The organism is Gimesia maris, assembly GCF_008298035.1.
GTDB lineage: Bacteria > Planctomycetota > Planctomycetia > Planctomycetales > Planctomycetaceae > Gimesia > Gimesia maris.
This window is the reverse complement of the sequence record NZ_CP042910.1, coordinates 3781990-3807493: the sequence shown is the minus strand read 5'-3', so window position 1 is coordinate 3807493 and position 25504 is coordinate 3781990. Positions and strand designations below refer to the sequence as shown.

Here is a 25504-nt window from a genome sequence, read left to right as displayed (position 1 = left end):
TGAATCGACAGCCCGTGGGCAGCTTCCGGTGGGCCTCACTGGCGGGAAAAAACTCGATCGACCTGGCCGCGTAGTGCTGGACGCATTACTACAACCACGTGATCGCCGCTTTCGATTTTCGAACTTCCTTGTGGCATGATGATTTCGTGACCACGGGCAATCATCGCCACCACGGCCTCACCAGGCAACCCGAGATCTTTCAACTTGCGGCCAGCCGCGCGACAGCCGATCTCGACGTAGTAGTCGACAATGTCTCCATCGACGTCTCGTAACGAACTGATTTCGAGTGTCAATGGCGGTGCAGGCTGGTCCGGTACGTCTAGTTTCAGGAATCGGGCCGCTGCTGGCAGCGTCCATCCTTGAATGAGCGCTGACACAAGGACGACCACAAAGACAGTGTCGAACATCACTGACGCGCCGGGCAAACTCGCGAGCATTGGAAACGTCGCCAGGGTAATGGGAACCGCTCCCTTCAATCCGACCCATGACAAAAAGAATAATTCGTTACGAGAAAACCCAAACCGGGAAGCACTCAGGAACACAGCAAGCGGGCGCGCAACGAAAATCAGGACAGCGGCGATCAATAGTGTCACGCCCGCGACATCCAAAAGTCGACTGGGGAAACTCAAGAGCCCGAGTGTCATGAACATCAGAATCTGACAAATCCAAGCCGCGGCATCGTAAAATAATAGAATGCCGCGATGGAAGACGGGGCGCTGGTTCCCAATGACGATACCAGTCAGATAGACGGCCAGAAAACCGCTGCCGCCCAGAGTGGCCGCCAGTCCAAACGAAAACAAAGCAAGCGCGGTCGCCATCACCGGGTACAGACCAGCCGAGTCGAGGTGAATGTGCTTGAGCGCCCAAGCACCAGCGTAGCCTATGAACAAGCCAGCGACCGTACCTACGACGAGTTGAGTCAAGAATAACCCCAGTAAAGCTGGTCCGGGCGCAACTGCACCAGTCAGTACCTGAATCAGCCCAATGGTCAGGAAGATGGCCATCGGGTCGTTCGATCCACTTTCGACCTCCAGTGTTTCTGCCAATCGCCGCCGGATGTTGACGCCACCAGATCGAAGGACTGAGAAAACCGCCGAGGCATCCGTCGAACCAACGATGCTTCCCAGCAACAGTCCTTCAAGTACAGATATTCTGAGTATCCAGGACGCTGCCAATCCAGTGACCGCGGTAGTAATCAAGACGCCAATACTTGCAAGCAACGCGGCTAGTTTCCAGACGGACCGAATCGCGTGGTGAGAAGTACGCAGTCCACCATCGAATAAAATCAGGCACAGCGCGACCGTACCGATCGAGTTGGCCAGCGAATAATCCTCAAATTCGATCCGCCCGATACCTTCGGATCCGGCCAGCATTCCCACTACAAGAAACAGGAGCAGTACGGGCACACCGATGCGCGCGGACAATTTATTTGACGCGATGCCCAGCAGGAGCAATATGCCTGTGATCAAAATGACTGTTTCGATTTGCAGCATCAGGATACCGTGCCATTTTGCGGTGCCGGTATCGCGAGTACGTCTCGATCGGAGTTTCGCAACACCCCTTCTGTCACACTTCCCATGAGTGCCCGAATAATCACTGACCGACTGCATGTTCCAATCACGATCAATTCGGCAGACAACTCGTTCGCTGTCTCACAGATCGTTTCAGCGATGTTGGTAGTAGCAGGTTTTAAGATCGTTGACATCCCGTCAATTTTGATTCTGTCCATGAATGACGAAACCTCTTCCCGCACTCGTTTTCGTCCTTCTTCGATGTACGATTGGATATCGTCGTCATTCATCGAAGCACGGTTCATCAGAGCAACTTCTGGGGCGCTGAACACATGAAGCAGAGAAACGTTCAGCCGATCGAGCAATCCAAGGGATGTGGCGTTGCGAATCATTGTTTCCGAATACGCGGAGAGGTCTGAGGCGGCAATTGCGCGTCGGTACGAGCCAGTCGGCACACCGTTGGCCATCAAGACGGGGCGGTCTGCGGTCCGGATCGTCCGCTCGGCAGTTGTGCCAACCAGAATATCTCGGAGTCGCTGTCGACGATGCGGACCAATGACGATCAAATCAGCGCCGAGGTCTTGTGCTGCCTGTGTGATACCGATAAACGACTGGCCGAGGACAACACGAAAGTCGCATTTGACGGCGTCGATCTCTCCGAGAGAATACGTCAGTTTTTCAAGAAGTTGGGTCGATGCGGCCTGTTCTGCCAGCACGATCTCCTGTGCCTGATCGTCATCAACAACATGAACCAAATAAAGCATAGCATCAAATTCACGCGCCAGCAATTTCGCGCGTTGGATCGCACGATCCGAGCGTTCCGAAAAATCCGTTGCAACGACAATGGTCTTCATTACTTTGCTCACTAATACATTCTTGTGGGGTGTTGAGGTTGGTTTGACGCGACCGCGAGGGATTGGGGGATGTCCCTCTTTCATACAGCGGGGTATGATTTGCTCACGCAATCTGTGAACCGACTAAGATGGCGAGGAACAATTTAACTGCAACCAGTTCGTTGCGACTCATCCATCGATAAGTATCTCACACAAATGGTTTCAAACTACTGCTGAGCATTATCGTCATGGTCAGTCGAATCGGCGAAAAGTACCTGTCAATTTTCGAGTACGTTTTATCATTTGCTTTTTCACTTGGTTTAAGCGGTTTGGGCCTGGGGATTGAGTTCCGCAGGTGGGAAAACTGTTGCAGGGCTCGATACTCATTAACGATTTGAATTTACTTTACTCTGGATGCGCGCAGAAGCATCATCTCTTTATCATCGACCAGATACAACAGTCTTTTGTCATCGATGTGAAACTTTTTCACTTTCTGTAACGCTGTCAAAAACCTGGACTCCTGGTCCATTAACGCTGGCGGACCGGCGGCGCGCGTTGTTATTGGTCCTGGCTCTATTTTGATGTTCTGGCCATCAAGCTTCGCCTTAGCCATATACCGGTTCACTCCAGTGTTGCCGGTTACAGAACGATCTTCAGCTATCTGAATTGTTGTTTGAGCATTATCGATCACGCCATGACCTTCGATATCTTCGATCAGCCAATTACCAAAGATTACTTTTTCTTCCGTCGATGTTTGCGAGTTTTCGACACTCTCTAAAGCTTTTGTCAGTTCTGCTACACCAGCAGCTGCCACTTCTGCGTCTTGTTCGCCAGTGGCGCCGCCCACGCCGATCGCGCCGATGACTTGTCCTCCGTAAATGATCGGAACGCCTCCCTTTAGCGTCGTAAACTTGCCACCGCTGACTGCTGCGGCGTTCTCCACAGCCAGACTCAGCTGCGTATTCACGGCATCTGCGTTTGGCAATGGTCCGGTCGGCCCTCGTTTGGTTGCCGCCGATGTCGCTTTCGTGATCGACGTGTAAACGCTTCCCGGTCTGGCACCATCCATGCGTGCGAATGCCAATAGATGTCCGCCATCATCGACGACAGCAATGTTGACCTGAATACTCATCGCATCCGCTTGTTTACGACTCGCAACAATTGCCCGTTCAGCTCCCGCCAGCGTCAATTGTGCGCGATTGGTTCGCACGAGTGGGAGTGGCTGCTCATTTTCGAATAAGACCTTTGCCTGGTCAGGTTGTGCCAATGCCATGTTGACTCCAATCAGAAGAGTCAAAACGAGGGGCCAAGCGAAAACGAGGTAGCTCTGTAGGACATTCTTTAACATCAGGTGTTCCTTTTAATTCCAGTCAATATTTGAACGATAATACCTGAATCTCTGGGTTTCTGATTTCAAATAGAATCTTAGAAATCAGAAATCCTATAATCATCATGTTTGGCAACAGCCGTTGAGTACAGCGCCTGTTGCCGGAGCGGGGCAGATAAGTCTCACTCATGTCTGTTTTACTTTTATAACGTACATATTTAAACTTCCAGCAACATCCACATTATCTTCAAGAGGGAAGTCGAAATTACTCCCTTATCTGTCAGTGTTTGTTTGCGGTTGATTTTTCCTCAGATTTCATTTGATCAATATCCAAAAACACTTGATCAAGATCAGCTTTGAATAAATCACCAATCAGCAAATCTGTGATATTGCCTTTATGATGTGGGAAACGTCTCACAAAATCTCCAAAATTAAAACCATTATAGAATTCAACGACCAATCGCCGCATCCGGTCCATGCCTTCAAAATATTCTTTTGCCCATACTCCGAGCTGTTCTTCCGAAGTGTCATTTCTGTTGAGACCATCGACGATCGCATCTGCAGCCAGTTCTCCCGACTTGAGAGCTAACAGGATTCCCGAAGAATAAAGTGGATCAAGGAACCCTAATGCGTCACCAACTAAGACCCAACCATTTCCTGCTGCCTGTTTAGTGCGGTATGTAAAGTCTTTCGTTGCTTTCATCGCCGCTACCTGTTTTCCGGTTGAAATTCGTTTTTTAACGACAGGACAATTTTGTAATTCTTCATGAAAGGTTGTTTCATGATCCTGCCTGCCTTTGAATAAATAGTCGAAGTCAGCCACCACTCCAACACTTACGCTATCATCGTGCAATGGAATATATCAAAACCATCCCTTTGAGTTTTTTAAACTAAGTACAATTGTTGCTCCTTCATTTTTTCCTTCATCTCGGAATGCGCCCTCGTAGTATGTCCAGATGGCTCCCTTGTTGAGAGACGGGTCTGGTGCTCGTAATTTGAACTTGTTGATGATCATGGAACTTTGTCCGCTGGCATCCACGATCACGTCTGCAAATAATTTCTTTCGATTTCCGTCAGCATCTTTCACCAGGACTCCCACTGCCCGATCATCATTAAAAAGTACATCCAGAACTCGTACTCCCTGATTGACTGCGACTCCTTGCTCTCTGGCATTTTGTAACATCATTGAATCAAACTCGATTCGACGAATTTGCCATGTCTGGGAACATTCACCTGGTTTATGTTCATAGAAATAAAATGGAGCTGAAAGCTGCCCCGATGAGTTCACAAACTGAACACCATTCTTTTTAACGAAGTGACTGGACTTTAATTTTTCCAACATTTTAAGTCGTTTAAAAGTCCAATAAGTTTCGGGGATCAATGATTCACCGACCCTGTATTGTGGCGTAAGCTCACGTTCCAATAATGTAACGGAAAAACCCCGCTGTGCGATTAACGTAGAAGCAGTAGCCCCACCCGGTCCGCTTCCGATAATAATAACATCACTATGATTTGTAGAATTCATTTTCGACTCACGATGCAGAGGAGAGTTTGAATCAGTAGTAATCAACATAAACCTTACTGTCCCATCTTTTCATTTGTCAAGACAATATATGTCTTGACAAATATTGTTTAAACATACATAGTTGACAATATGGAATTATCAAACAGCATTACCGATGTTCAACCAATGAATTTCGACTCAAAAGAACAGGAGTCCTTTCTACACTTGTGGCGGACATATGATTGCCTGAAGGTGTTGGAAGACTCGCTTTTTCTGCAATTCGAACTCTCCCCGCAGCAGTATAATGTCCTGCGACTATTGCAAATGTACTCTCCCAGAACGATGCAGACCATGGAACTAGGACGTCGGTTGATTTCCCGTTGCCCGGATACATCCAGGATGCTGGACCGGTTAGAGAAACGATTGCTTGTGAAACGCAGTCGGCTTCCTGAAAACCGCCGTGTGGTCGAAATAGCCATCACAAAGCAGGGCCTGGCGTTGCTCAAAAAAATGGAAAAGGCTGTCCTTGAAATGCATCGTCAGCAACTGGGACATCTGAGTGAAAAAGAACACAACAGTCTGATACAACTACTCAAAAAAGCGCGCAAACCGCACGAAGATTCTAGTTGCGACTGGCTGGAATCATAATAGAACGGAACTGTATTCTATGGTACTCGCGCGAAAATGTTTGGTATTTCGTGACAAACAGCAGTGCAATCCCGAATAGCCATCTGAGCCAGAAACTGGTTTCGCGCTGGTGAAGGAGTTAACTCGCCCGGAGAAAACGCCTTCTGACACTCTCCGGTTCTTGAACACCGGATTGAATTCGAAGATTGACTACATACGGTCTATGCAAACAGTTCTTTGACAGGCAGCCCCCCATCTGTAATGGGAATTGGTCTATCGTTGTCATAGAGATTTTTCGTGTAGTCGATCCCGAGAGAGGCCAGAATCGTGGCAAAGAAATCCGGGAGGCCCACCGGGTTTTCGACGATTTTCTTTGATAGCTCGTCGGTCACTCCCCACGCGCCACGGTGTGCCAGACCACCACCGGCGAGAACGCAGCTGAACGCGGTTCCCTGATGTCCCCGTCCGCCGCCGCTGTCAAATTCAGGTGGACGACCAAATTCCGTCGTGATGACGATTAGAGTTTTATCCAGAAGTTTTTTCTGCTCCAGATCGGAAATTAAGGCGGCAACAGCGGTATCCATTTCCTGGATCAGTTTGTGTTGCAGCAAAATCCCTTCATAATGCACATCCCAACCGGCCCCATTTAGAAAGTTCAGGTTGTGCGAGACTTCAATGAATCGAACGCCTCGTTCCACAAGTCGACGGCTCAACAGGCAGCGTTGACCGAATTCTCCACCGTACTTTGTCCGCAGGTCTGCTGGTTCCTTATCCAGTTGAAAGGCTTGATTAAATTCCGGTCCACTCAGCTTCAAACTCTGTTGAATCGCGGCTTCGTAGTCGCGTACCCTCTGTTCGCTGGCTGCTTTTCCTTGATTCTGTAAAACAGCAAGGAACGATTCTCGTCGCGCCTGTCGGTCAGATGTGATATGATCGGGTCGAGACAATCCTGCCGGACCTTCATGAGTATTGGTCAGGTAAAGATACCCATGGCTGGCGCCTAGAAAGCCTGGACCACGCGTCACATTCGGATAGCCGATTAAGACATAAGGAGGAGCGCCGTCAGAGACCGCACCTCGTTCGTGGGTCACCAGTGAACCAAGAGAGGGATAGGTGACCGTACCACTGATAGGACGACCGGTGTGCATGCGATTTGTAGCGGCAGCGTGTTCGTCAATCGATTCATGATTGACCGTACGCATAGCCGTGACACGATCCATCAAAGGGGCCAGCGTCTTAAGGTGTTCACAGAGCTGCACCCCCGGCACTGCAGTATCGATCGAGTCATAATATGCTCCCGCCTTCCTGGTTTTTGGGTCTCCTTTACGCTTGGGATCGAAAGTGTCAATTTGTCCCATCCCCCCGCCGAGCCAGATCGAAATCACATGCTCTGTTTTACCTTGAATCAGCTTTGGCGTTGTTTCTGCCACGCTGAGTTGCGAAGTCGCCAGTCCACCTGCCAGTGCCACTCCCGCGGCCAGACATTCGCGTCGATTGAAAGCGGGAACCGTATTTTGGTGCTTCATGATTGAGTCTCGTGATGTTCCGGTTGGAGTCTGTTAAATCGAGTATAAATGCTGTTTTTTTTCGGTGATCGAAGCAGTACAACAGTAGCTACTAGGGAATCCAGACAAACTCCCGATGATTCATCAGACTCCAGATAATGTCTTCATAAATTTCCCGCCATTCGGGACGAAAACGGGGATCAGCCGGTGGTCCCTTGCGGACTCGCCGCTCCACATTCTGTTGGATAGTATTCGCTTCCGGTCGCAAGTGATTAAACCACGTCACTTGAGGTAAGGGAACTGGTTCTTGTACAGGAACGATTTCGCCTGTCGGCAGCAGACGGGAATCAAACCCTTGAGCCAAGGCGTTACTGAACGTATTCAATTCTTCCTGGCTCGGTCGACGACACAGAAAACGAAGATATAACGCTTCAATGATTTCCCCAGGCTCCCTGCTATCGACAGCCAGCTGCGCCAGTTCACTTTGATCTGACACACGAATGAGATTCATGGATAGAGTGCCGTTCGCTAACACTCCCGGTTGCAGGACATTCGGCTCCGTCTCGCGATGCATGATCGGTTTCTGACGAGATCCAGTCCAGCCAAAAGCCTCCAGTACATCGGTCACGGTCCGGGCATAAGGCAGAGAAAGACTCGGACGGTCCCGCTCGTTCTTTAAATCCGCAAACATCCAGGCACGGCTGGGGCGTCCCAATGACAGACGATTGCTGACGTCTCGTTGCCCATCGTGCACAAAGGTCAGCTCTTCAACGTCCAACTGTTTTCCGGTCGCTGTATGCATGGCGTCTACAATTTGTTCCGCAGTCAGTCGGCGTTTCTCAGGAGCAGTAAAGAACCGCAGCGTTTCAGATTTATTCCCGTTATTCCCAGTCGCTTCACGCTGGTAAACTTGTGAAGTAACGATCAAACGAATGACGTGGTTCAGATCATAGTCATGAGTCACAAACTGGCGTGACAGCCAGTCCAGCATCTTTGGGTGACTTGGTTTGCGGCCTTCCCAGTCATAAACTGGTTCGACCAAACCTGTCCCGATCAACTGTTTCCACAAACGATTGACGATCACATTAGCAAAACGCTCGTTTTCCGGAGCAGTGATCAGCGCGGCTAACCGTTCCCGTGTATCCTGCGGGTTGTGCATGAGTGAGTCAATTTTCGAATCATCAACGGCTCCGGTAACACCTGCAAATGGCCAGTCAGCCTGAATCGTTTCGTCTGGCTTCAGCGTGACCCGGATCAGAGACTCTCGGTCTTTCTTTTCAAAGAAGGCATCTGGCACGCGACTTGTCGAGGGAACCGTTAAAGGTTTACGGTTCATCATCGCTGCCAGCGAGAATAAGTCGCGCTGAGTCGTGCTATGATAAGGGGAGTCGTGGCACCGTGCGCACTGGAGTTCGATTCCCAGAAATGCGGACGCGACGATATGCCCTTTGGCAGCAAAAGGGGAATCATTTTCTGCAGCGATTGCAAAACCGGCACTGCCACCTTCATGTGGACTGCCGCGCATCAGTAACAGTTCCGTCACGATTCTGTCGAAGGCTTTTTTATCTCGCAAGGCATCATACAGAAACCAGCGAAAAGGGCCTGTGCTGTTCAGCGATGCATTCAGTAGGGTCGGATTCTCAGCCAGTAAATCCATCCAATAACTTACCCAATGGTCAGCAAAGCGGTCATCTTCCAGCAGGCGGTCAATCAGTTGATTGCGTTTGTCCGGATTGGAATCTTCCAGAAACTGTCTAACTTCAGCCAACGTAGGCGGGACCCCCACGGTATCGAGATAAATCCGTTTCAGGAATGCTTCATCGTTGATCACCGGTGCCAGCGCCACTTCTGAAGCCTCCAATGGAACGGCAGGCCAGATCGCTCCCTGCTGAATCCACTTTTCCAGTTCCGCAATCTGTCGCTTACTGAGAGGTTTCCCAGTCGGAGGCATACGAATGCTTTCGTCTTCCGCTCGGATGCGTTCCAGCAGTTCACTGGCAGATATATCACCGGGAACAATTGCCGGGATTTCGGAATCGCCTGACTTTAATGCATTCTCTCTGGTGTTCAGTCTTAATCCGCCTTTGTCTTTGTCTCCATGGCAGCGGAAGCAATTCTCTTGCAGAAGTGGCAGAATTGTCTTGTGAAAGTGTTCTGCCTGACTGCGATCCGTGGCCGAAGATTCTAAGAGTGCTTTATCGATCTTGCTGGCCAGGAAGCGATCAATCGGGTGGTTGAGACCAGAATCTACAACGGTGGGAATTTCCGGAGCAGGGTGTTGTGCCGTCCATGCGCGGGCGGCAGCATGTCGTGTCTGCCAGAAGGCGTCCTGGCTCGCAGCCGCCTTGAGTCGGGTCTCATCTTCCAGTCGAGTAATCGCAGACTCAATTTGTGCCAGTACAGGATTAACGGCAGTATCTGTTAAGGGAAGAGCATCCTGTTGTTGAGGTCGTATGACCGCATAAGAATTTCCATCGTCAGTTTCGAATGCCACACAGACTTCACCAGTTTCCGTCCGCAAGCTCTTTCCACCGGTTACGAGTTCCAGCACAACGCGACAGAGTCGGGTTGTGCCATCATCATGATCGGGGATTGTGATCTCACCAAAGACTTCCTGCATCCGATAGCCCTTCACACGGGCACCAGGCAAGGGGGGCTCTGCCAGAGGCGTAATGGGTTCTTCACCATTGGGAGGACGATATGTGAGCGATTTCGTGCGTGCCACAACCTTGCCGTCAATCCACAACCGTCCCAGGGCACGTGCTCGGAGTAAGAGCCGATGTGTTCCCGGTTTCAGTTTGACATCCGCCGCCATGCGCACCAGCAGCGGCGCTTTCCAGCTGGAGCGAATTCCCCAGTCATCGTAACGCAATGGAATCCGAGGGAGCAGAAATTCCGTTCCAAGCCAGCGGGACGTCTCCTGTGGCCATTTCTCGCCTGCATTCAACCAGCGATCAGAGGCAGGCATGCTTTCGGAAAATGTAACCAGAACTTTCCCGGGAGGCACATCGGAAATCTCGGGCATTTTTTCAGGCGCAGGACCCACAGTACGCGGGCCGCCGAGTCGATGAAAATGAGATGTGATGACCTTGTTATTTAATCTCGTCCGATAGACTGCAATCGCATCAACCCAGCCGTTAAAACTATTGCTGGTATTGCCTCCCATGGATGAGCCGATCCAGACCTGATCGTTATCAACTACGGGAGCTGCTTTGGTTGCCCCCTGCAGATCCCATGCGCCGTCAGTGGGCCGACCATCAATCCAGCCTTGAATGGAATCGGGCTTACCGAATTGGTAGGTCACCGCGATATGATGCCAACCAGTTACCACGGCAAATTTTAATTTTGATGTCCAGCGATGCCAGTTAGGGCCTTTGGCACCGGGGGGAGTGGGTGTTGCGAATAAGAAGCTGAGTTTCGCTGCATCACCGGCACCCACCACACGCAGTGCCCAGTTCTGATTGTCAGGTGCAACATGCGGAGAGTGAGTGCGCCCTTTCCCGATGACATACATCGGCTGTCCATTTCGAATTTGCGCGACCTTCACCCAGGCTTCGACCGTCATGGCATCACCATTGGTGAAGTCGAAAATACTCTTGTCCCCAGGGTCATTGACGGCTATGTATGCGCCCTTGCCATCAAGGCGAATTGCCGTGTTATCCTTTGCAAAGTCTGGGAACTCAGGCGGAACAGGACCAGCCTGATCACGGGTCACGTTGCCATGCACGGACAAGGGAGCCGCTTCTTCCGTCGAGAAATCCCATCTGGCGACCGGTACTGCATCACCGGCATGGACGGGACAGACGTAAAAAGATGTCAAAGATAAAATCAGTGCAAGCCGTAACAGCGCGACGATTCTTGAAATCAAGAAAGCCACCGGGACAGCACCGCGTTTGATCTCGACTGTAAGTCCCGTTACGGTAAGGATTCTTCTGCCCACCATGCTCCCAGTGCCGATGGAAGGTGTCAAACACGTACCTGGCATAGATTCCTCGCTCGTAGTCATTACCTTAATCGCCTTTATCTCAGTTAACTCAATCAGACGCGGTTGTATTCGCCAAATACGAATATCCATGTATCGTACCCGATAGGACCTCACGAGTGGTATCGAAAATTTACTTTCGTAACTAAACCCTCTGCCTCAAGTAACGAGACTTTAATAGTCTGGCCTGGCTCGATTGAATCAAGCAGTGCCGATTGTCAGTCATCCAGCATGGTTTGCTGCAATCCCCAGATCAATGCCGGGCATATCATTTTTCAGAGATCAATATTGGATTCAATCAGTTTTATTCTGTGGTCGACTGTTGTGAATCGACTGAGATGCTTACACATCGTGCTTCACAACTAACAATGGCGGTATTAACAGACGCGTGGATGTCTGAAATATCCTGACAAGCAGCTGGGTGGCAATGCACGGTCATGCACGATTTTCCAGCCGTATCAGAGATCACACGAAATGCCACTCGACTCTAAACGCTGAATGACATCTAAGCGTGATACAGTATCCTGGGAGGCCCTCAGGGGCGATTTGGGGGCCGGACGTAAGAGAAGGGTGCGTTTGCCCGGGAGGTGGAAGCAGCGATTCTGGACGGCTTTAAGCACTGACAGCTCTATGTTTTCTATGAGCCGGTTACCTATATATCAAACGAGCAAATTAGGTACACATTGAAAACCACTCAATTAGGTACAAAGCAGCCAAATCAAAAAAGCCACAACTCATTGTGAGCCATGGCTTTATGATTGCCCCCGCTAGGAATCGAACCTAGAACCTACTGATTAAGAGTCAGTTGCTCTGCCGATTGAGCTACAAGGGCGTTGTTGTCATACGTATTCTAGTTCGGTGTAATTCATCCGGCAAGAGTACGCGGCATCTTCTCTCTGGTGATAAGAATAATTATCGTCCGAGAGGTCCCCAGACATCGATAAACTTATCTGAAAATCAGGAGTCGGCTGCGATTTCACAGCCGACTCCTGCCTAAAATCTGAACTCACGTCAAGCGGGCCGGGATCAGATCTGATCCAGAGCCTGTTTGAGGTCATTGATCAGGTCTTCCTGATCTTCGGTTCCAACGGACAGCCTGACGAAATCAGGTGTGACGCCGGAACTGGCCTGTTCTTCCGGCGATAACTGCTGATGCGTTGTGCTGGAAGGATGAATAATCAAAGATTTACTGTCTCCCACGTTAGCGAGGTGTGAGAATAACTTGACACTATTAATCAGTTTTACCCCATTGGCCTGTTGTTCTTCAGGAGTTGCTCCCTGAATTCCAAAGCCGAAGACAGCCCCGGCTCCCTTGGGCATATATTTCTGAGCCAGTTGATAGGAAGGATGCGATTCCAGTCCGGCATAATTGACCCAGGAGACCTTGGGATGGCTTTCTAGGAATTTCGCGACAGCCATGCCGTTCTCGCTGTGACGCTCCATTCGCAGGTGCAGCGTTTCCAGGCCTTGAAGGAACTGGAAGGCGTTGAACGGACTCATAGCCGGTCCCAGGTCCCGCAGCAACTGCACGCGGATTTTCAGGACGTAGGCGATATTCATGCCACCAAAGGTCTCGTAGAATTTAAGACCATGATAGCTGGGATCGGGTTCGGTCATGCCGGGGAATTTTCCGTTATCCCAGGGGAAGCCACCCTTTTCAATAATGATTCCGCCGATCGAAGTCCCGTGACCGCCTATGAATTTGGTACAGGAAGCAACAATGATATCAGCGCCATGCTCAAACGGGCGGACGAGAGCAGGGGAGGCGAGGGTGGTATCGACGATCAGTGGGATACCTGCTTCGTGGGCGATCTCAGCGATGGCCTCGAAGTCGGGAATATCACAACGGGGATTGCCGATGGCTTCGACATAGACGCAGCGGGTATTTTCGTCGATGGCTTTTTTGAAGTTCTCGGGATCGCTCTGATCGACGAATTTGGTCTGAATACCGAATTTGGGGAAGGTGTAGTGGAACAGATTGTAGGTTCCGCCATACAGGCTGGATGAGGAAACGATATTCTGACCGGACTCGACGATGTTTAGAATCGCCAGTGATTCCGCAGCCTGACCGGAGGCAACCGCCAGAGCACCGGCTCCTCCTTCGAGCAGGGCGAGACGTTTTTCAAGCACGTCACAGGTAGGATTCATCAGTCGGGAGTAGATGTTTCCGAATTCCTGCAGGCCAAACAGTCTGGCCGCGTGATCAGTGTCGTTGAATGTGTAAGAAGTGGTCTGATAAATCGGAACGGCACGTGAGTTGGTCGCGCTATCGGGTTCCTGGCCGCCATGCAGACACAGAGTCGCTAGTTTCAATGCTTCGGCATCCATTGGTAATACCTTCTTATTTAATAATTCTTCAGGCTTGTTTAAGCACGATTGCTTTCAAGGGAGCTCATCTATCGGAAAAACACGATTGGATTCGGCAGAATGTTCCGAGATGAGTTGGAAAGAGGCAGTTTTAAAGCTAAAAATGCCTCGATTCGTAATCAGCCATCGTATCGATGTTGCTCGCAAAAAACAATTCGCCCGCGAGTTGTATCGGCTAGACTGTGTCCAGTTTTACTTGAACGTCCCCAGGTTCATTTGGACCTGGTATATTAGATTGTCAGACACTACGGCTCAATGGGGTCCGAGCCAGATAAACTCATTCCTGAAAATCACCATTATTTCCAGACTTACGTTGGAATCTGGGACTATTTCCAGATTTGCGAAGATTAGATTTTCGTTCTAATTCCACTTTTCTACAATGGATGATACTCTGAACAGAGAACTCTGTATTCTCATCTCAAATTGCTGCCCCTGGTGAAGAAGGTACAACTATGAGACGCTTACCAACTGTGAAAATGTCGGCCTGTCTGCTGTCTGCTCTGGCTGTCTGCTTTATGAGCCAGACTCAGACGTTTGGAAACGGACCTGAAAAAACTACTCCCGATCAACCGGGGCTTGTTATGCAGGAATTCATCTACGATCAGGCCCCGTTTCCTTCCTGTCATGCTTCAACCATCGCTGAAACACCGGAAGGACTGGTTTGTGCCTTTTTCGGTGGAACTGCTGAGAAAAACCCGGACGTCGAAATCTGGCTGTCCCGAAATACAGGTGATGGCTGGTCGGCTCCCGTGAGCGTTGCAGATGGAGTGAAAGATGCTACGAAACGCTGGCCGTGCTGGAACCCGGTTCTGTTTCAGACCAAGCCCGGCACGCTGCTGCTGTTTTATAAAGTGGGACCCAATCCGAGTGAATGGTGGGGTATGCTCAAGATTTCCCATGATAATGGCAAGACCTGGGGCAAAGCCCGGCGTCTGCCTGACGGCTTCGTTGGACCGGTCAAAAATAAACCGTTCCTGTTGTCTGACGGAACCTTGCTCTGCCCTGCCAGTACCGAACATGATAGCTGGCAGTTACAGATGGAATGGACACCCGATCTGGGTAAAACGTGGCATCGGACTGGTCCTTTAAATGACGGACGTGAAATTGGAGCAATCCAGCCTTCAGTACTTCAGTATGGCGATAAACTGCAGATTCTCTGTCGCAGTCGTCAGGGCAAGATTGTGGAAGCCTGGTCTGAGGATAATGGTCGTTCCTGGAGCAAAGTCACGCCGACATCGCTGCCGAATCCCAATAGTGGAACCGATGCTGTTACTCTGAAAGATGGTCGGGCGCTGCTCGTTTATAATCCCACGAAAAAGGGACGCAGCCCGCTGCATGTCGCGATTTCCGAAGATGGTAAACACTGGAAAACCGGACTCGTTCTGGAAGACAAAAAGGGGGAATATTCTTACCCGGCTGTGATTCAGACGGCAGATGGCAAGGTGCATATCACCTATACCTGGAGACGTGAGCTGGTCAAGCATGTGGTCATTGACCCTGCTCAGCTGGAACTTAAAGAGATTGATTGAGAGGCGGAGTAATTGGCTGAAGTAAATCAGATTTCTCCTCCCCGCAGTAACCGCCGGAATTTTCTCTGGATTCTATTTCAATGGATCCTGCAGGTATTCTTTGCGATCTGGCTGCGCTATCAGTCGCGGGGTAAGGAGAATTTACCAGCAGAAGGAGGCGGATTGCTGGTCAGTAATCATCAGAGTTTTCTCGACCCGCTGTTGATTGGCCTGCCTCTGAGTCGGCCCGTCAGCTTTATGGCCCGGGATTCACTGTTTCGGATCCCGATTCTGGGTCCCTTCATGCGATATGAATTTGTGATACCGATCAGTCGCAAGGCTGCCAGTTCGCAGAGTTTTCGTGCAGCGATACTGAATATCGAGAGTGGGAATTATGTCGGAATCTTTCCGGAGGGTACACGAACCACCGACGGGTCGGTCCAACGTTTCAAACCGGGATTTCTGGCTCTACTGAAACGGACTGACGTTGCGATCTACCCGATTGGAATCGCGGGTGCTTTTCGCGCGCTGCCACGGGGAGCCTACTTTCTACGTCCCCGCTCGGTACGGGTTGTTTTCGGAGAACCGATTTCTGCAGAACTGATTCGGGAATACTGTGAACGCGGTGCAGAAAAAGCGCTGCTGGAACTGACTCACCAGCGAGTGCTCGCATGTCAGCAGCAGGCTGAATCCTGGGTGAACCCTGATCTGACCAGTTAATTTCTAGCCAGCTGTTTTCTCGCCGAGAAGGGATTGTCAATCTCAGTCATCTCGACTATGTTTCTCGTAAGATTGATTGATTTGTCACCCCGACTGTCTTGTCAGACCTGGAATGACTCTTTGGCCGACATAGTCCGCACGCACGCTGGCGTGCGGCCCTGACGCCATTTACCCCTCAATACAGGATTGATAGACCACTACTTCTCCTCCAGCTCAATCAGGTAATTTCATGTCAGAACGGATACTCAGTATTTCCGGTTTACGCGGCGTGGTTGGTAACGGACTGACTCCCGATTATTTAACCCGGTTTGCCGCCGCCGTCGGTACGATTGCAAATCAGGGAACGGTCGTACTCTCACGTGATGGCCGCGGCAGTGGTGAAATGGTGCGTCATGCTGTGATCGGTGGACTGCTGGCAACCGGCTGCCGCGTGATTGATGCGGGGATCGCGACAACACCGACCTGCGGGGTTCTGGTAACACATTTGAAAGCGGCCGGGGGAATTCAAATCACCGCGAGCCACAATCCGATTCCTTGGAATGGACTGAAACCGTTTTCCTCTGAAGGTTCCGTCTATAACCAGGAGCAGGGCGAAAAACTGCTGTCTGTTTTGAATAATGAAACGTTCAACTATGTCAGCTGGGATCAACTGGGTTCTGTTGAGACTCTGGAAGATGCCGCTGCACCTCATATGGACCGTGTTTTCAAATTAATCGACCGTGAACAGATTAAACAACGTCAATTCAAAGTAGTGCTGGACTGCAACCATGGATCGGGGGCCGTTTCGACACCACGATTCCTCGAATCACTGGGCTGCGAAGTCATCGTACTTGGTGGGACGGCAGACGGTCATTTTGCCCATACGCCTGAGCCACTAAAAGAGAATCTAACCGGCTTGAGTGAAGCCGTTGTAAAAGCAGGTGCCGATGCCGGCTTCGCCCAGGACCCCGATGCCGATCGCCTGGCGATTGTAGATGATACGGGCCGCTATATTGGAGAAGAACTCACCCTGGCGCTGGCCGCTGATTATGTACTCGCACGGACTCCCGGCCCTGTTGTCGTGAATGGATCGACCAGTCGCGTGACTGCGGACATCGCTGCGAAATACAATTGTCCCTTCTTTCGTTCTTATGTGGGAGAAGCCCACGTTTGTGCCAAAATGAAGCAGGAGTCAGCGATTCTTGGCGGAGAAGGGAATGGCGGCGTAATTGATCCCAAGGTGGGCTATGTGCGTGACAGCTATGTGAGTATGGCTTACGTACTGGCAGGCCTTGCTGCTTCAGGTCAGAAATTAAGCAGTTGGTCAGATTCGCTTCCTCAATACAGCATTGTGAAAAACAAAATCACCTGCCCGCGCGAAAAAGTGGAAGACGCCTGTAAAGCGCTTGAGTCTCATTTCGACAGTGCAACGGCTTCCCGGGGAGATGGTCTGCGACTGGACTGGGACGACCGCTGGGTACAGGTCAGAGCCAGTAATACCGAACCGATCATTCGCGTCATCGCAGAAGCCCCTGAGAGTGAAGCCGCCGAAGCACTCTGTGAATCAGCGATGCAGATAGTGGGTAAAGCGGTCAACTGATACAAAAAATGGAGTAAACATTCAGCACGATGTTTACTCCATTTTAGATTGGCCTGAAAACCGGGTGAAGAATTAACCTTCCCAGCGGGATTTCATGAACTCCAGCCCCTTTGTTGCCAGATGCTCTTCCGAGGGGAACATCTTACGCCAGATGCGAGTGGCGGCAGCGAGATCGGGCAGAGCCAGACCGAAGGCTTCGATTGTCAACCAGCCATCGTAGTTGACTTCTTTCAGAGCAGAGAACGTCTCATCCCAGTTCACGCCCCCTTCGCCGGGTGTGGAACGATCGTTTTCAGAAATGTGCACGTGCACCATCTGGTCGGCACAAGTTTTCACAGCGGAGGTGATGCTTTTCTCTTCAATATTCGCATGAAAGGAATCGTACATCATTTTGAGATAAGGGTGATTGACTTCGCGAGTGAATTGCGAACAGTCTTCGGCAGTATTCAGGAAATAGCATTCAAAGCGATTCAGATATTCGCAGACCAGCATGACTTTGTGTTCCTGAGCATAGTCGGCTGCTTTGGCGAGCGTCTCTTTGCCATAGTTCCACTCATCGGCAGTACGACCTGCGCCGGAGAATTCCCCCAGAGCGGAATGGATCGGGCCACACAGATGGGTGGATCCTGCTGCGGCGCACATATCAATCATGCGTTTCAGTCGCTCCAGACCAGCTTCCCGTATTTTCGCATCACCGGAGATGGGGTTTTCGTCGGGAGTACAAACGGTAACCGCCGTACTTTCGAGACCGAGTTCCGATAATTTCTTTCCCACCTGAGCAAACTTTTTTTCATCTGCTTCGAACACGGGAAGTTCAACGCCGTCGTATCCCCAGCCTTTAATCTGTTCCAGAAGTCCAAAATGGGATTCGTTGACATCCGAGGTCCAGAGCAGCATGTTTAAGCCGTACTTCATCGTTGTTATCTTTCAATCAATTGAGATTAAAAATGCTCAGGCGGCAATAAATCGTTGAGACGCTTTTCGACGATCTTCCGCCCTGTATTTAATACTGAGATCGTTTCTACTGGCAATGGTTGTAGTTTGACCCGATTCATGACCTGATTCAAGCGTACCAGCATTCTTTGTGAATCGAGGTAATCCCTTAAAAAAGCTTCTTTAGAAAACTGGGCCAGCCAGAGCTTCAGTTTATCGGTTTCCTTCGTCGTCATTTTGTTAGTCGCGATTTCGGTCTGCAGGGGATCAATTTCACTGAAGGCAGCATAATACTCGTCAATGAGGCCTGGATTTTGTTCGATCAGCACACGATCCAGCAATAACTCGGTGACGATATGGCCGAGGAAACCGACGCGTGCCGATTCATCGTGGGTGAAGATCTGGCGGAATAAAATTGACATGTCAGTACTGATTTCCAGAAATCCCTGAGTGGAATGAAACCAGTGATCGTCATCGAGATGCTGTTTGATCCCTGATGCGAGTTCCGCTTCGATTGTCGGTTCTTCACTGACGAAAGGGGCGACATTTTTTATACGCAGCCGCGCGCGGCGATCGACGACGGCCATCAGATCGGGCAGGGCAGTTCCTACCATATAATAGGGGCGGTCAACAAACCGCATTCCATGTGCGAAATAATTCATACAGACAATTCACCATTTGACACCAGTCACAATTCAAGGGTTTCTTCAATCCTAGCTCATCTGAATTGAAATTCACAGTTTGCCACTGTTATATCCCCTGCTGGTAGACGTTTTGCCGAAATTTCATCTCTCGTTTAAATCAGAAGCAGAGTCTCATGATTGGATACTGATTCCTGTCTGCGTATAATGCCTGACAATACCTGTTCCAATACTCTTTGATTTTGTGCTGAAAGTGGGATATGTCTGAATCGCCATTAAACCTGATGTTTCTGCTGCGTGATCAAAGTACGCATATCCAGACCGCCTGGGAACAAATTCATAATCATATTCAGGCACAAACTTCTGTTTATGTTTCTTCTGTTTCCGTGATTGAAGATTTTATCCCCGATGATTCCGCAGCCGACCTGGTCGTGGTCCTCGGCGGTGACGGCGCTATTCTCCGGGCGTGTCGACAAATGAGTCTCAAACAGCTGCCGATGATTGGAGTCAATCTGGGGCGGCTGGGATTCCTGGCAGATCTGACACCGGAAGGGTTCTGTAAAAACTTCTCACTGCTGCTGGAACGAAAATATCGCATCGTGGAACACCTGATGTTTGAATGCAAGCATTTTCACTCCGATGGTTCGGTGAAAACTTACCTGGGACTGAATGAAGTGGTAATCAGTTCCGCAGGAGCGATGGCCATGATTGATGTCGAATTAGCCATCGATAATGAAATGGTAACAACCTATAGCGGCGATGGTCTGATCATCAGCACGCCGGTAGGCTCGACTGCCCATAGCCTGTCCGCAGGTGGTCCCATCTTAAAACAGGACTTGCAGGCTTTTGTCATTACGCCGATTTGTCCGCATACTCCCTCGAACCGTCCTCTGGTCGATAATGCGAATGCCCTGTATTCGCTGACAGCTGCGAATGTACCTGATGGGGCCATGCTGGTGATTGATGGTCAAATCAAAGTTCCTTATTCCTCCGGTGATCGACTCGAGCTGACACGGGCTCCTGTCACATTTAAACTCGCGCGAATTCCCGGTTTCAACTACTATTCACGGCTCAACCGCAAACTTGGCTGGGGTGGCCAGCCAAAATATGGTGCTGAATAAGCTTTTCTGACAGATTTTCTGCCCTCTACCGAAAAATGCCCTCCCCAATAATTTGCGGATCTGCTAACTTTCGCACAGGTTAAGGAGATTTATCAACCAGTTTATGAGGGAAGGAGTCCCTGATGCGGTCTTTTGTTTTCTGTGTGCTTTCAATTTTCGTCTGCCAGATCCTGGCACCTGTTTCTGTATTACAAGCAGAAGAAGACGCAACGACCTACTCCCTGCGCTTTAAATTTACGCCTGGTGAATTCGAACATTATGCGGTCGACGCAAAGAATCAGTTCACTGTCGAGTTGAACCAGGCTAAAGAGACAACAGTCAACTCCACACAGACTCAAAAGCATTATCGTGTGGTCGGAGTGGATGAATCAGGGAATGCCACGCTCGAAACGATGATTGACCGCGTGCAGATGAGTGTGCAGTTCAACGGTGGTACTCCTGCCACATTTGACAGTATCCAACCTGTGGAGAAAGACCTGGAACAGTTTGTCCCGATCCGTAAAACCATCGGCCGCCCTTCACGCATCATTTACTCACCGACGGGCGAAGTCATTAGTGTGCTGGAATTGCAAACAACTTCTGAAGGATCCACTTTTAAAGAAGTCACTAAAAAAGGACCGGAAAAGCTCGAAAATGATAAATCCCGCAGCCTGGGATTCCTGATTCCTCTTCCAGAAGACTCCGTCAAAATCGGCGATAGCTGGAATGAAGACTTTGAAGCGGAAGTCTCAGTCAGCAAAGTTTTGCGTAAAAAAGTTCCCATTCGTCGAATCTTCACTCTGAAATCTGTCGAAGGTGATCTGGCTGTCATTTCCTTTAAAACCAAGATTATGGAACGACTCAACGACCCCAAATTCAGCATTCAGCTGATTCAAAAAACCCCCTCAGGAACAATCAAGCTGGACATGGACAAGGGAGTGATTGTCTCTCAGGATGTCTCGCTGGACAAAGCACAGGTCGGGGTGTTTGACGGGCAGGGAGCCATGCGGGCGATTACCAGTGTGGTTGAGACCCTGGTCGATCCGGCTTCGCTGGCGCAGAAAACTGCTGAGACTGCCGCCGAGTGAGCCAATATCGAGTCTCGAATAACAAATTTGGTTCCAACCTGAGGAAACGTCTCATTTTTTGAGTACCGAACATTGGTTGTGTGTTGACGCTGGCGATAAATATTTTACACTTAGAGATCGCCGTAAAGGTATGTAAATCCTTGCAATCAACCATTTCACGTAGCTATCAGCTCTGTCCCACACCCCAGTGAACACAGACTGAACACTTTCCTGCCGACAGTATTCGTACACCACGAATGATGCGGTTAACGCTATCTTAATAAATGGTCAATACCTGAAATGGCACGAGCAATGTAACCACTGTGTCATTAACCATCAGCGTTGCGATTGAGACCGGATATGAAACGGGTAGAGCTTTCTCCACAATTGACCAGCTTATTAAAAGCGGCAAAGCGCCTGGCCAGTGATTGTGAGATTGAAGTTGTCTTCCTGTTAGCTGACATTCCTTACGACTTCCTTGAAATCAGTAAATCGTTGAGCAAACTGCGACTGGTAGTTTCCTCAGACAAACCAGACGTCCAACGTGCTGCCCAAGAAGATGGAATTGCTCTGGTTCCGTTGATTCACGAACCACAGACACGTCAGGTTCAGATCAGCCAGGCCATTCTGGAAGCGATTGCAGATGAAATTCTGGCGTCAGGCGATCGGATTATTGCACTCTATGCAGGTTTTGAGCGGGAACATGCAGATTCACTCAGTATCGTGAGTCTGGCAGACCATCTGGCAAAGCTGACTTCACGTGACCTGCAGCGACTGGAAACCAAAGTCCCGCTGCAGACATTAAGGGCAGTCGTCGACCTGGCTGTTGAAATTGGCCGTGAAGGCCGTGAGGGAAAACCCGTGGGTGCCTTATTTGCTGTAGGCAATCACCGTAAAGTCCTGGCTGCCTCGCACGAACAGGTCCATGATCCATTCAAAGGCTATTCGCAGAAAGACCGCATGGTTAACAACCCGCGTGTCAAAGAGAGCATGAAAGAGCTCGCTCAAATTGACGGAGCTTTTATCATCAGTTCCGATGGAGTCGTTCAATCTGCCGGACGGATCTTAAATGCCTCGGCGGAAGGGTTAACCCTTTCCAAAGGACTGGGAGCCCGACACTGGGCTGCAGCCGCCATCTCAAAAGAAACCGGTGCCATCGCAATTGCCGTTTCGGAGTCAACCGGAACTGTACGAATTTTTCAAGACGGATATGTCGTTCTGCGAATCGAACCGATGAGTAGTGCCATGAAATGGTTCGACTTTGATACCGAGCCTCCCCAGTCAGAATAAACTCCGGGTTTTTCCGATTTACCTGCTGATAGCTCTATCATCATCTTTTGCAAGCAGATACGTAAATTTTCTCAAATATTCTCTTCCCCTGAATTGTAATTTTTGCTATGAAACCCCCGCATGTTGTGGTGTTCCAGTTCAGATCAAGATTTGGACCACATTTTGCAGCATCCGAAGTTGCAGAAAACGATCTGGCTCAGGTGTAGAATCCTGACGTCAGACAGTAAATATCTGCAGAACTTAAGAGCTTATTCATCGGGAAGGGAGTCCCATGTCGAATGTAGCAATCAAGCTGGTCGCTGTCGCCGGAGTCGTAGGTCTTGGCGTATTAATGTTTCTTCAGGCTCAAAAAGGAATTCAGTCCGGCAGCCTGGAACATCAAATGAGTCAGATGAATGTTCTGGAATCAGAGCAAGCTGCTGTAACGCCAGAACTTTCACTCGGCGAATCCGATTCTGTCCCTTCAGATCAAGTGCCCGCAGAACTTTCAGAACTGGCAGCGCGGAATGCACTTCCGCTCGATGCCGAGAAATCAAAAAAAGACGATTCTCCTTTTGCACCCAACTCGAATTCGCCACTCTCTAATATCAGGCTCACTGCAGCAACCGATGAATCTGCGACAGGCGATCCTGAATCAGCGGCGGCCAGTGAATTTGAACCCGTCGAAAAAACAGAACTCCTTTCTCCTGTGAAAGGTTTGGATTTCCGGGAACCACCGGAAATGAAAACTCCTGATCTTTCAGAGAATCCTTTTACGGTTCCCGAAGAAACACCGGTTGTTACTCAGAAAGAACCGGTAACTCCCTCTGAACCAGTTCTCCCGGAATTTGATGCCGGTCCCCAGTTTGGACCGGTCATGACAGCGGAAGCTGCCGTCAAAGAAAACCCAGTCACTAAGGTTCCCCCTCGAGAAGCATTTACCAGGGGATCTGATTCAGCAAATCCGTTTGATGAGCCGGCTGACAAGAAACCAGCCACACTTCCGGAATCTGACCCAGGTAATCTGGAACCAGTTATCGAAGAAAGTCCATTCTCAACCGGCAATTCAACAGCAAAAATGGAGCTGCCCAAGCCGGAACCTGAAAATAGCCCCCAACCTGTTGAATCTCTGGAGTCTCCGACACCTGCAATCGAACTGAACCCCTTTGCCGAGTCTCCCGGGAACGATCCAAAACCGGTTCCTGTACCAGAACCCGACACTCCCACGCTGACTCCAACCGTTGAACCGGAATTCAATCCGTTTCAGTCAGAACCGGAAACCACTCGTTCTAAACCGGAAATGGAACCGAAGTTTAATTCCACAGCAGCCCCCGAACCCGAACCAGTGAATTTACCTGAAACAAAACCGGCCCCCTTCGCAGTGGAGCCGTCGGCCAAAATCGAAGCAAAGCCTGTCCCGGCTAAAGAAGAATCTGATGTCGTCATAATCAAAAAACGTCAGCCAGAATCGAATCCACAAGAACCGCCGTTATTCCCGATAGAGGGGAAAAAAGAGACCGCTGGGACATCACAACCACAGCCGATTGCGATTTCACCGGCAGAGCCGAAGCCACTGAGTCTGGTAGAAGGCAATCAGTCGCTGAACCAGGAACCAGCAATTCCTGCAGTCCATCTGAAAACTCAGTCTCCCAAAATGACGATTCAGAAAATGGCTCCCCCTGAAGCGGTGCTGGGCCAGCCCTTCATTTATCACGTTCTTGTAAAAAACAGTGGGACGACATCGGCTCAGTCGGTGATTGTAGAAGACCGGATCCCCAAGGGAGCCAAATTGACGGGAACCATTCCCCGGGCTGAACAGATTAATAACCGGATCATCTGGCGACTGGGAGAGATGGGACCAGGAGCAGAAAAGAAAATCTCAATCCGTGTCATCCCCGAACAGGCCGGTCAGATCGGCAGCGTAGCCACCGTCAATTTTGTGACGGAAGTCGCCTCAGAAACCAAAATCACTTCTCCTAAACTGGTTATTAAATCGGATCAACCCGAAGCAGTAAAACCAGGGGACATTGCCGTCGTCAACTACACGATCACCAACAGTGGAACAGGGGATGCGAAAAATGTGTTTGTTCGCAGCATCATCCCTCCGCAGTTCACTCACCCCGGAGGAGACGATCTTGAGTACAGCGTCGGTATTATTCCAGCTGGTGAAACCAAACAGATCCAACTGCAGCTTAAAGCCGTGAAACCAGGCGCAGGCAAAAACATTTCCAGCGTAGTGGGTGATGGAAATCTGAAATCAGAAACGGAAGTCCCCCTGAAAGTCATCGGAAGTGGGGAGCAGTTTATCCTGGCTCGCAAAGGTCCCAAAAACAGATATCTGGGCAGCAAAGGTGAGTATGAGAACTCGATTACCAATAACACGGAAAAATCAATCCAGAATATTTCGATATTTGAATCGATCCCTCCAGGCATGAAGTTTTTATCTGCATCAGAAAACGGCAAATACGATCAGGTACGCAATGTGGTCCAGTGGGATCTCAAAGAACTGGCAGCCGGACATACTCAGACTCTGAAAATTGAACTCGAACCAAACGAAATCGGCAAGAAAATCAGTACGCTTCAGGTTGTTACGGATAACAACACTCAGTTTTCGGCCAATCTTCAATCCGAAACGGTCGTCATCGGACAGCCATTACTGAAAGTGGAAACCAGCGAATTAAAAGGTCCACTGGAAGTGGGCGAGAAGATGGCAATGCAGGTGCAACTCACCAATCAGGGAAGTGCCTCAGCCACGAATGTCGAATTCCGGGTCAAAATTCCTAAAGAACTGGTCTTTGTTGCTGCGAAAGGCCCCGGCCGTTATCAGCAGGCTGGTTCTTATATCATCTTTGAACCGGCTCAGGAACTGGCAGCGAAACAGTCCTTGAATTTTGAACTCACACTGGCAGCCCGTGATAAGGGAGACGCCCGCGTTTTAGTCCAGGTACAGTCGAAACAGATGGAGAAACCTCTCAGTAGGGAAGAAGCCATCCCTGTCCTCGGCAAACTGCAATAAAAAAAGTCCCCTTGA

Annotated in this window: 18 protein-coding genes and 1 tRNA gene; 8 read left to right on the top strand and 11 right to left on the bottom strand. The window is 49.9% G+C overall.

Annotation, left to right across the window (positions count from 1 at the left end; all coding sequences use genetic code 11):
* Window positions 1–35: 35 nt before the first annotated feature.
* The 5 genes from GmarT_RS14130 to GmarT_RS30365 all read right to left on the bottom strand — a co-directional run bounded on the left by GmarT_RS14130 (window position 36) and on the right by GmarT_RS30365 (window position 5196).
* A complete protein-coding gene (locus GmarT_RS14130) occupies window positions 36–1493 on the bottom strand; it encodes a potassium/proton antiporter (RefSeq protein WP_002646626.1) in 1458 nt (485 codons plus the stop codon).
* On the bottom strand, window positions 1493–2377 hold the full coding sequence (locus GmarT_RS14125; protein WP_187782365.1) for a universal stress protein: 885 nt from the start codon (window positions 2375–2377) through the stop codon (window positions 1493–1495). The genes GmarT_RS14130 and GmarT_RS14125 overlap by 1 nt, the downstream gene beginning before the upstream one ends.
* A gap of 367 nt (window positions 2378–2744) precedes the next feature.
* A complete protein-coding gene (locus tag GmarT_RS29530; protein ID WP_223123526.1) occupies window positions 2745–3617 on the bottom strand; it encodes a heme-binding protein in 873 nt (290 codons plus the stop codon).
* A gap of 334 nt (window positions 3618–3951) precedes the next feature.
* Window positions 3952–4494 carry an NAD(P)/FAD-dependent oxidoreductase gene (locus GmarT_RS30370; RefSeq protein ID WP_230682500.1) on the bottom strand — a complete coding sequence of 181 codons (543 nt, stop codon included), beginning with the start codon at window positions 4492–4494 and terminating at the stop codon, window positions 3952–3954.
* Window positions 4495–4533: 39 nt separating this feature from the next.
* Window positions 4534–5196, bottom strand: a complete 663-nt coding sequence (locus GmarT_RS30365; RefSeq protein WP_232288125.1) for an NAD(P)/FAD-dependent oxidoreductase — start codon at window positions 5194–5196, stop codon at window positions 4534–4536.
* 129 nt (window positions 5197–5325) lie between these two features.
* Here GmarT_RS30365 and GmarT_RS29990 point away from each other — a divergent pair, with 129 nt between their 5' ends.
* Window positions 5326–5823: a MarR family winged helix-turn-helix transcriptional regulator gene (locus tag GmarT_RS29990; RefSeq protein WP_002646631.1), complete on the top strand. Its 498-nt coding sequence runs from the start codon at window positions 5326–5328 to the stop codon at window positions 5821–5823.
* 200 nt (window positions 5824–6023) lie between these two features.
* Here the strand turns inward: GmarT_RS29990 and GmarT_RS14105 are convergent, their stop codons facing one another.
* From GmarT_RS14105 to GmarT_RS14090, 4 genes are all read right to left on the bottom strand, one after another.
* A complete protein-coding gene (locus tag GmarT_RS14105; protein ID WP_002646632.1) occupies window positions 6024–7328 on the bottom strand; it encodes a DUF1501 domain-containing protein in 1305 nt (434 codons plus the stop codon).
* A 91-nt stretch (window positions 7329–7419) separates the two neighbouring features.
* Complete coding sequence (locus tag GmarT_RS14100; RefSeq protein WP_198139420.1) at window positions 7420–11127, bottom strand: DUF1553 domain-containing protein; 3708 nt, start codon at window positions 11125–11127, stop codon at window positions 7420–7422.
* Between the two features lie 921 nt (window positions 11128–12048).
* Window positions 12049–12121, bottom strand: a tRNA-Lys gene (locus GmarT_RS14095).
* Window positions 12122–12315: 194 nt separating this feature from the next.
* Entirely contained in the window at window positions 12316–13617 is a 1302-nt protein-coding gene (locus GmarT_RS14090; protein WP_149302869.1) for an O-acetylhomoserine aminocarboxypropyltransferase/cysteine synthase family protein, read from the bottom strand.
* 491 nt (window positions 13618–14108) lie between these two features.
* On the opposite strand from GmarT_RS14090, the gene GmarT_RS14085 reads away from it, so the two are divergent.
* From GmarT_RS14085 to glmM, 3 genes are all read left to right on the top strand, one after another.
* Entirely contained in the window at window positions 14109–15185 is a 1077-nt protein-coding gene (locus tag GmarT_RS14085; protein WP_230682502.1) for a sialidase family protein, read from the top strand.
* Window positions 15186–15197: 12 nt separating this feature from the next.
* Complete coding sequence (locus tag GmarT_RS14080; RefSeq protein ID WP_002646639.1) at window positions 15198–15884, top strand: lysophospholipid acyltransferase family protein; 687 nt, start codon at window positions 15198–15200, stop codon at window positions 15882–15884.
* A 229-nt stretch (window positions 15885–16113) separates the two neighbouring features.
* The gene (gene glmM, locus GmarT_RS14075; protein ID WP_002646640.1) at window positions 16114–17463 is read left to right on the top strand and encodes a phosphoglucosamine mutase; all 1350 of its coding nucleotides are present in this window, start codon (window positions 16114–16116) and stop codon (window positions 17461–17463) included.
* A gap of 72 nt (window positions 17464–17535) precedes the next feature.
* On the opposite strand, the gene GmarT_RS14070 is transcribed toward glmM, so the two are convergent.
* On the bottom strand, window positions 17536–18378 hold the full coding sequence (locus GmarT_RS14070) for a sugar phosphate isomerase/epimerase family protein (protein WP_044237952.1): 843 nt from the start codon (window positions 18376–18378) through the stop codon (window positions 17536–17538).
* A gap of 26 nt (window positions 18379–18404) precedes the next feature.
* Window positions 18405–19058, bottom strand: a complete 654-nt coding sequence (locus tag GmarT_RS14065; protein ID WP_002646642.1) for a hypothetical protein — start codon at window positions 19056–19058, stop codon at window positions 18405–18407.
* A 239-nt stretch (window positions 19059–19297) separates the two neighbouring features.
* Here GmarT_RS14065 and GmarT_RS14060 point away from each other — a divergent pair, with 239 nt between their 5' ends.
* From GmarT_RS14060 to GmarT_RS14045, 4 genes are all read left to right on the top strand, one after another.
* Window positions 19298–20158: an NAD(+)/NADH kinase gene (locus tag GmarT_RS14060; protein ID WP_002646644.1), complete on the top strand. Its 861-nt coding sequence runs from the start codon at window positions 19298–19300 to the stop codon at window positions 20156–20158.
* A gap of 122 nt (window positions 20159–20280) precedes the next feature.
* Window positions 20281–21225, top strand: a complete 945-nt coding sequence (locus tag GmarT_RS14055; RefSeq protein WP_002646645.1) for a DUF6263 family protein — start codon at window positions 20281–20283, stop codon at window positions 21223–21225.
* Between the two features lie 339 nt (window positions 21226–21564).
* Entirely contained in the window at window positions 21565–22494 is a 930-nt protein-coding gene (locus GmarT_RS14050) for a DNA integrity scanning protein DisA nucleotide-binding domain protein (RefSeq protein WP_044237954.1), read from the top strand.
* Window positions 22495–22765: 271 nt separating this feature from the next.
* A complete protein-coding gene (locus tag GmarT_RS14045; protein WP_002646647.1) occupies window positions 22766–25489 on the top strand; it encodes a DUF11 domain-containing protein in 2724 nt (907 codons plus the stop codon).
* Window positions 25490–25504 lie beyond the last annotated feature (15 nt).